General features: G+C 71.3%; 5 protein-coding genes. All 5 read right to left on the bottom strand.

Features of this window, described 5'->3' with window-relative positions:
* Positions 1-116: 116 nt before the first annotated feature.
* The 5 genes from ACFW2G_RS29590 to ACFW2G_RS29570 all read right to left on the bottom strand — a co-directional run bounded on the left by ACFW2G_RS29590 (position 117) and on the right by ACFW2G_RS29570 (position 7148).
* Positions 117-1196: a 2-oxoacid:ferredoxin oxidoreductase subunit beta gene (locus ACFW2G_RS29590; RefSeq protein WP_037918866.1), complete on the bottom strand. Its 1080-nt coding sequence runs from the start codon at positions 1194-1196 to the stop codon at positions 117-119.
* Positions 1189-3132, bottom strand: a complete 1944-nt coding sequence (locus tag ACFW2G_RS29585; RefSeq protein WP_037918868.1) for a 2-oxoacid:acceptor oxidoreductase subunit alpha — start codon at positions 3130-3132, stop codon at positions 1189-1191. Before ACFW2G_RS29585 ends, ACFW2G_RS29590 begins: the two co-directional genes overlap by 8 nt.
* A 151-nt stretch (positions 3133-3283) precedes the next feature.
* On the bottom strand, positions 3284-3943 hold the full coding sequence (locus ACFW2G_RS29580) for a response regulator transcription factor (protein ID WP_037918870.1): 660 nt from the start codon (positions 3941-3943) through the stop codon (positions 3284-3286).
* Positions 3944-4390: 447 nt separating this feature from the next.
* Positions 4391-5692: a sensor histidine kinase gene (locus ACFW2G_RS29575; RefSeq protein WP_384451613.1), complete on the bottom strand. Its 1302-nt coding sequence runs from the start codon at positions 5690-5692 to the stop codon at positions 4391-4393.
* A gap of 265 nt (positions 5693-5957) precedes the next feature.
* Positions 5958-7148 carry a sensor histidine kinase gene (locus ACFW2G_RS29570; RefSeq protein WP_384451610.1) on the bottom strand — a complete coding sequence of 397 codons (1191 nt, stop codon included), beginning with the start codon at positions 7146-7148 and terminating at the stop codon, positions 5958-5960.
* Positions 7149-7222 lie beyond the last annotated feature (74 nt).

Below are 7222 nucleotides of genomic sequence, written 5' to 3'. Positions count from 1 at the left end.
CCCTTATATTATCACCCCCGGGGCCTCGGGGGCCGCTCTACCCGCGGGGGCCCGCCCCCGCCGCCCCCCCCCCCCCGGGGGGGCCTGCGCCCACCCCCCGCGTCCGCGTGGTTCGGTCAGCCGACGACGGTCCAGGTGTCACTGCCGTTCAGCAGTGCGCCCAGGTCGCCCTTGCCGCTGCGGTCGACGGCCGCGTCGAGCTGGTCGGCCATCAGGGTGTCGTAGACCGGTCGTTCGACACTGCGGAAGACCCCGATCGGGGTCCGGTGCAGGGTGTCCGGGTCGGCGAGCCGGGAGAGCGCGAACGCCGTGGCGGGGCTGGCGGCTCGGGCGTCGTGGACGAGGACCCGCCCCTCGTTGGCGGGGGTCACGTCGACCACCTCCAGGTCACCGGTGGTCTGATTGCGCACCACGCCCTTCTCGTCGTCCGCGCCGAACCGGATCGGCCGGCCGTCCTCCAGCCTGATCACCGCCTCGCGGGCCCGGTCCTTGTCCTTGAGGACCTCGAAGGCGCCGTCGTTGAAGATGTTGCAGTTCTGGTAGATCTCGACGAGCGCCGTGCCCTGGTGGTCGGCCGCCTGGCGCAACACCTCGGTGAGGTGCTTGCGGTCGGAGTCGACGGTGCGGGCGACGAACGACGCCTCGGCGCCGAGCGCCAGCGACACCGGGTTGAAGGGCGCGTCCAGCGAGCCCATCGGCGTCGACTTGGTGATCTTGCCGACCTCGGAGGTGGGGGAGTACTGGCCCTTGGTCAGACCGTAGATCCGGTTGTTGAAGAGCAGGATCTTCAGGTTGACGTTGCGGCGCAGGGCGTGGATCAGGTGGTTGCCGCCGATGGACAGGGCGTCGCCGTCCCCCGTGACGACCCACACCGACAGGTCGCGCCGGGAGGTGCACAGGCCCGTCGCGATGGCCGGCGCCCGGCCGTGGATCGAGTGCATCCCGTAGGTGTTCATGTAGTAGGGGAAACGGGAGGAGCATCCGATGCCGGAGACGAAGACGATGTTCTCCTTCGCCAGCCCCAGCTCGGGCATGAAGCCCTGGACGGCGGCGAGCACGGCGTAGTCGCCGCAACCGGGACACCAGCGGACCTCCTGGTCCGACTTGAAGTCCTTCATCGACTGCTTGCCCTCGGCCTTCGGTACCAGCGAGAGCAGGGTCCGCGCCCCGTCGGTCGCCTCGGTCACCTCAGTCATCGATGGCCTCCTTGAGAACCTTGGCGAGCTGCTCGGCCTTGAAGGGCATTCCGTTCACCTGGTGATACGACTGGGCGTCGACCAGGTATTTCGCGCGGATGAGGGTGGCGAGCTGGCCGAGATTCATCTCCGGCACCACTACCTTGTGGTAACGCCGAAGGACCTCGCCGAGATTCCCGGGGAAGGGGTTGAGGTGGCGCAGGTGAGCCTGGGCGACGGGGAGTCCGGCCGCCCGGAGCCGGCGGACCGCGGCGGTGATGGGGCCGTAGGTGGAACCCCAGCCGAGGACCAGGGTGGTGGCGCCGTCCGGGTCGTCGACGTCGAGGTCGGGCACCTCGATGCCGTCGACCTTGGCCTGGCGGGTGCGGACCATGAGGTCGTGGTTGGCCGGGTCGTAGGAGATGTTGCCCGTGCCGTCCTGCTTCTCGATGCCGCCGATGCGGTGTTCGAGGCCCGGGGTTCCGGGGACCGCCCAGGGTCGGGCCAGGGTCTCCGGATCTCGCTTGTAGGGCCAGAAGGCCTCGGTGCCGTCGGCGAGCGTGTGGTTCGCGCCGGTGGCGAACTTGACCTTCAGGTCGGGCAGGTCCGCGACCTCCGGGATCCGCCACGGTTCCGAGCCGTTGGCGAGGTAGCCGTCGGACAGCAGGAACACCGGGGTGCGGTAGGTCAGCGCGATCCGGGCCGCGTCGAGGGCGGCGTCGAAGCAGTCCGCCGGCGTCCTCGGCGCCACGATCGGGACCGGCGCCTCGCCGTTGCGGCCGTACATGGCCTGGAGGAGGTCCGCCTGCTCGGTCTTGGTCGGCAGGCCGGTGGACGGGCCGCCGCGCTGGATGTCGACGATGAGCAGCGGCAGTTCCAGCGAGACCGCCAGGCCGATCGTCTCCGACTTGAGCGCGACACCGGGCCCGGAGGTGGTGGTGACCCCGAGCGCCCCGCCGAAGGCGGCGCCGAGCGCCGCCCCGATGCCGGCGATCTCATCCTCGGCCTGGAAGGTCCGCACGCCGAAGTTCTTGTGCTTCGACAGCTCGTGCAGGATGTCCGAGGCCGGGGTGATCGGGTAGGAGCCGAGGTACAGGGGCAGGTCGGCCTGCTGGCTCGCGGCGATGAGGCCGTAGGAGAGGGCCAGGTTCCCGGAGATGTTGCGGTAGGTGCCGGTGGGGAAGGCCTGGGTCGCGGGTGCCACCTCGTAGGAGACGGCGAAGTCCTCGGTCGTCTCGCCGAAGTTCCAACCGGCCCGGAAGGCCACGATGTTCGCCTCGGCGATCTCGGGCTTCTTCGCGAACTTCTGCCGCAGGAAGCTCTCCGTGGCCTCCGTCGGCCGGTGGTACATCCACGACAGCAGGCCCAGCGCGAACATGTTCTTGCTGCGCTCGGCCTCCTTGCGGGAGAGCCCGAAGTCCTTCAGCGCCTCCACCGTCAGCGTGGTCAGCGGCACCGGGTGCAGGTTGTAGGCGGCCAGCGAGCCGTCCTCCAAGGGCGAGGTCTCGTATCCGACCTTGGCCATGGGGCGCTTGGTGAACTCGTCCGTGTTGACGATGATCTCCGCGCCGCGCGGCACGTCGGCGATGTTCGCCTTCAGCGCCGCGGGGTTCATGGCCACCAGCACGTTGGGGGCGTCGCCCGGCGTGAGGATGTCGTGGTCGGCGAAGTGGAGCTGGAAGGAGGAGACGCCCGGCAGGGTGCCGGCGGGGGCGCGGATCTCGGCCGGGAAGTTCGGCAGTGTCGACAGGTCGTTCCCGAACGACGCGGTCTCCGAGGTGAACCGGTCACCGGTGAGCTGCATGCCGTCACCGGAGTCACCCGCGAACCGGATGATCACCCGATCGAGTCGCCGTACTTCCTTGCCGTCCGGACTGCCCGGAGTGCGCTGTCCACCGACAACCGCACCCCCGGCCCCGTCGGCCTGCTCGGCTGGGCTGCTGACCTGGCTGGTCACTGAACTGGACCTCCTTCGAGGCGTGAGCACCCCCATGACCCACCCTACGACGGTAGGGATCAGGCCCCCAGGAGCGACCACATTCTGGACCGTAGGGCCATAATTCGAGACGGCCCTGCCGGTATGCCGTATCTGACAAAGTTTCAGTCGATCAAGATTTCAGATAGGTGAGAACGGCCAGTACGCGCCGGTGATCCCCTTCACTCGGCGACAGGCCCAGTTTCATGAAGATGTTGCCGACGTGCTTCTCCACCGCTCCGTCGCTCACGACCAGCTGCTTGGCCACGGCGGAATTGGTACGGCCCTCGGCCATCAGCCCCAGCACCTCGCGCTCGCGCGGCGTCAGACCCGCCAGGACGTCCTGTTTCCGGCTGCGCCCCAGCAGCTGGGCGACGACCTCGGGATCCAGGGCGGTGCCGCCCCTGGCCACCCGGACCACGGCGTCCAGGAACTCGCGCACCTCGGCCACCCGGTCCTTCAGCAGATACCCCACTCCGGTACTGGAACCGGCCAGGAGCTCCGTGGCGTACTGCTCCTCCACGTACTGCGACAGCACCAGCACGCCTATCCCGGGGTGGTCGCGCCGCAGCCGTACGGCGGCCCGCACGCCCTCGTCGGTGTGCGTCGGCGGCATGCGCACGTCCGCCACCACCACGTCGGGCAGCGCATCCTCGGCGGCGAGGTCCGCCACCGTCTTGATCAGGGCCTCCCCGTCCCCGACGCCCGCCACGACGTCATGCCCCCGGTCCGTCAGCAACCGGGTCAGGCCCTCGCGCAGCAGTACGGAATCCTCGGCGATGACCACCCGCACCCTGTCTTCCACGACTCAGCAGCTCCCGCGTCCACTCGTTCCCGTACTGCCCGACTCAGCCAAGCATCCCAGCCTTAAGTCCCGGTGAAGGCAGAGCCGGGACAACACGTGGGCGTACGAGGGGAGTTTTCGCACACCGAGCTGATGGAAGCCAGAGCTCCGGATCCACGGGAGCCGGCGCCGTCCGGCCGCGTCGGCGTCCGCGGCCCGGATTCCCGCTCGGACGCCCGCCCCGGATTTCCGTCCGGATGCCCACCCCGGGTTCCCGTCCGAGGATCCTGAGCGGCGGCGCCGCGCCGTTTCAGCCCCGCCCGGGGCGCCCTCCGGTGCGGCCCGGGAGTCCGGGGCGCGGGGTTCGGGGAAGCGGGCCGGGAGGCGGCGGTGGGGCGGGCGCGCGGACGGACCCCCGGCCCACCCGGACGGGGGTCCCACGGCTCCGCACCGGCGTCAGGACCGCCACGGCAGCTCGGCGGTGACCGTCGTGCCCCCGCCCTCGGGGGAGTCGACGACCAGCACCCCGTCCACGGCGTCCAGCCGCTCGGCGAGCGCCGCCAGCCCCGTCCCGGCCCGCACGCTCGCGCCGCCCCGGCCGTCATCGGCCACCCGGAGCAGCAGCCGCCCCCCGGACCGCCACACGTCCACCGAGGCCGATCGGGCCGCGGAGTGCCTGCCGATGTTCTGCAGCAACTCCGAGACCGTGGCGTACGCAATCCCCTCGATGGCCGCGGCCGGCCTGGCCGCGAGGTCCACTTCCACCCGTACCGGCACGGTGCACCGGGCGGCCACCGAGGACAGCGCGGCGTCCAGCCCGCGGTCGGTCAGCACGGCCGGGTGGATTCCGCGGGCCAGGTCCCGCAGCTCCTGCAAGGCGGTCTTCACCTCGCCGTGCGCCTCGTCCACCATGCGGGCGGCGGCCTGGGGGTCCTGGCCGAACTTCTCCTTCGCCAGCCCCAGGTCCATCGCCAGCGCCGCCAGCCGTGCCTGGGCACCGTCGTGCAGATCCCGTTCGATGCGCCGCAGGTCGGCGGCGGCGGTGTCCACGACGACCCCCCGGTCGGACTCCAGCTCGGTGACCCTGCTGTCCAGCCGGGACGCACCGAGCAGCCCGCCGACCACGACCCGGTCCACCGTGGTCAGCGCCCTGAACAGCCACGGGGTGGCGAGAGTGACGGCCAGCCCGACGAGGCAGGTGAGGGCGATCTCCGCGGGCGAGTCGAGGTAGAAGGAGTAGTCGTCGTTCTGGAAGAGCTGGAGCCCCGGCTGGTCGGTCCAGGTGGGGAGGACCCAGAACCACAGCGGGTACAGCAGGTACGTCCAGCCGACCGCCCAGAAGGTCAGTGCCACGCAGAAGGCGAACACCGCCCACGGGAAGTGGATCACGGAGTACAGCGCGTGCCGCCAGGCGCTGCCGCTGCGCAGGACCGCGCCCATGGCGGCGAGCGGCCCGCTCTTCTTCGCACGGATCGGCGCCGGCTCGCTGATGTGCGCCCCGAGCAGCACGCGCACCCGGATCCGCTCCAGCCGCCCGAACCCGCGGCACATGGCCAGCACCCCCGCCAGTACCGGGACGCCCAAGAAGGTGACGAGCAGGCCGGCACCGAGGCTCACGCCGGTGATGGTGAGGGAGAAGTACAGCGTGCTCAGCGGCAGCCCGACCAGGAGGTACGCGAACTCCCGCCAGGTCCGCCCCGCCACCGGGGCCAGCAGCACCGCACCGACCCCGCCCCGCCCACCCTTGCCGTCGTCCATCTCACGTCCCGCCCTTCCACTCCTCGGCCACACCCCCACCCTCCCGCCCGCCGCCACCCCCGGACCATGCGGCGGGTGGGCCTCTCCACCCGGGGGATAACCCCACCCCTGTCGATGCGGCACCGCCGGAACCGGAACCGGAGCCCCGGGGAGCGGCCACGAGCCGGACACACGGACGGGCCCCCGCCCACCCCTGGACGGGAGCCCGCTCACCCCTGGACGGAAGCACCGCCCACCACCACACACCGGCTGCACCTCGCGCGCCTCAGAGTCGGCCCCGGCGGTCACGCCACGGCAGCTCCGCCGTCACCACCGTCCCCTCCCCCTCGGGGGAGTCGACGACCAGCACCCCGTCCACCGCGCCCAGCCGCTCGGCCAGCCCCGCCAGCCCCGTCCCGCCGGACGTGTCCGCCCCGCCCCGCCCGTCATCGGACACCCGGATCATCAGCCGCGCCCCTGCCCGCCAGACCTCCACGGTCGCCCCCCGCGCCCTCGCGTGCTTGCTGACGTTCTGCAGCAGTTCGGACACCACGAAGTACGCGATGCCCTCGATCGCCTCGGCCGGCCGCGCCTGCGGTCCCGTCGGCAGGTCCACCAACACCTTCACCGGCACCACGCACCGCGCCGCCACCGACGACAGCGCCGCATCCAGACCCCGGTCGGTCAGCACGGCCGGGTGGATCCCGCGGGCCAGGTCCCGCAGCTCCTGGAGCGCCAGCTTCACCTCGTCGTGGGCCTCGTCGACCATCGCCGCAGCGCCCTCGGGGTCCTCCAGCAGCTTCTCCTTCGCCAGGCCCAGCCCCATCGCCAGCGCGACCAGCCGCGCCTGCGCCCCGTCGTGCAGGTCCCGCTCGATGCGCCGCAGGTCGGCGGCGGCCGTGTCCACGACCACGCCCCGGTCGGACTCCAGCTCCGCGATCCGACGCTCCAGGTCGTCGGAGGGCGACAGCAGGCCCCGCACCATCGCGCGGTCCACGTTCGCGAGCAGCCGCACCAGATACGGCAGCACCGGCCACAGCACGAACAGCCCGGTCAGGACTACCGTGAAGGTGAGCATCCCCCAGGGCAGCCGGATCAGCTGGTACAGCACGGCCCGCCAGCCGACCGGATCCTTGATGCTCGTCCACAGCCAGGGGAAGAAGCCGCCGGACCGCCGCGGACCGGGGAGCGGGGTCGGCTCCTCCACCCCCACGCCCAGGAGCAACCGTGCGCGGGCCCGCTCCAGCCGTCCCCATTGCCGAGACAGAAGGAGGCCGACCGCAAGCAAAGGAAGTCCGATCGCGGTCACGGAAAGACCGCCCGCGGTGGAAATCATGACGACCGCGTAAACAAAACCGACGACCGCCTCCGGCAGATTGGTCACCAGATGAGCGATTTCCTTCAACGTGACGGCGCTGAACACGGGCCGTACGGGGGGAGGTCGGTCGGTGTCGGCGATGGCCGGGCTCGTGGTCATGCGCCACAGCCTGTCAAGCGGGACTCGCTGGTGCCATGGGGTGGCCGGGGTGCTGTGAACGGGGGATAACCCCA

Origin of the sequence: Streptomyces sp. NPDC058880 (genome assembly GCF_042742535.1) — a bacterium.
GTDB lineage: Bacteria > Actinomycetota > Actinomycetes > Streptomycetales > Streptomycetaceae > Streptomyces.
Note: the sequence above shows the minus strand (reverse complement) of the source record. Positions and strands in the feature narration are given on the sequence as shown.

Bases quoted from the DNA above. Each gene is read 5' to 3' on its own strand.
- ACFW2G_RS29570 (WP_384451610.1), bottom strand. From the start codon at position 7,148: ATGACCACGAGCCCGGCCATCGCCGACACCGACCGACCTCCCCCCGTA.
- ACFW2G_RS29590 (WP_037918866.1), bottom strand. From the start codon at position 1,196: ATGACTGAGGTGACCGAGGCGACCGACGGGGCGCGGACCCTGCTCTCG.
- ACFW2G_RS29575 (WP_384451613.1), bottom strand. From the start codon at position 5,692: ATGGACGACGGCAAGGGTGGGCGGGGCGGGGTCGGTGCGGTGCTGCTG.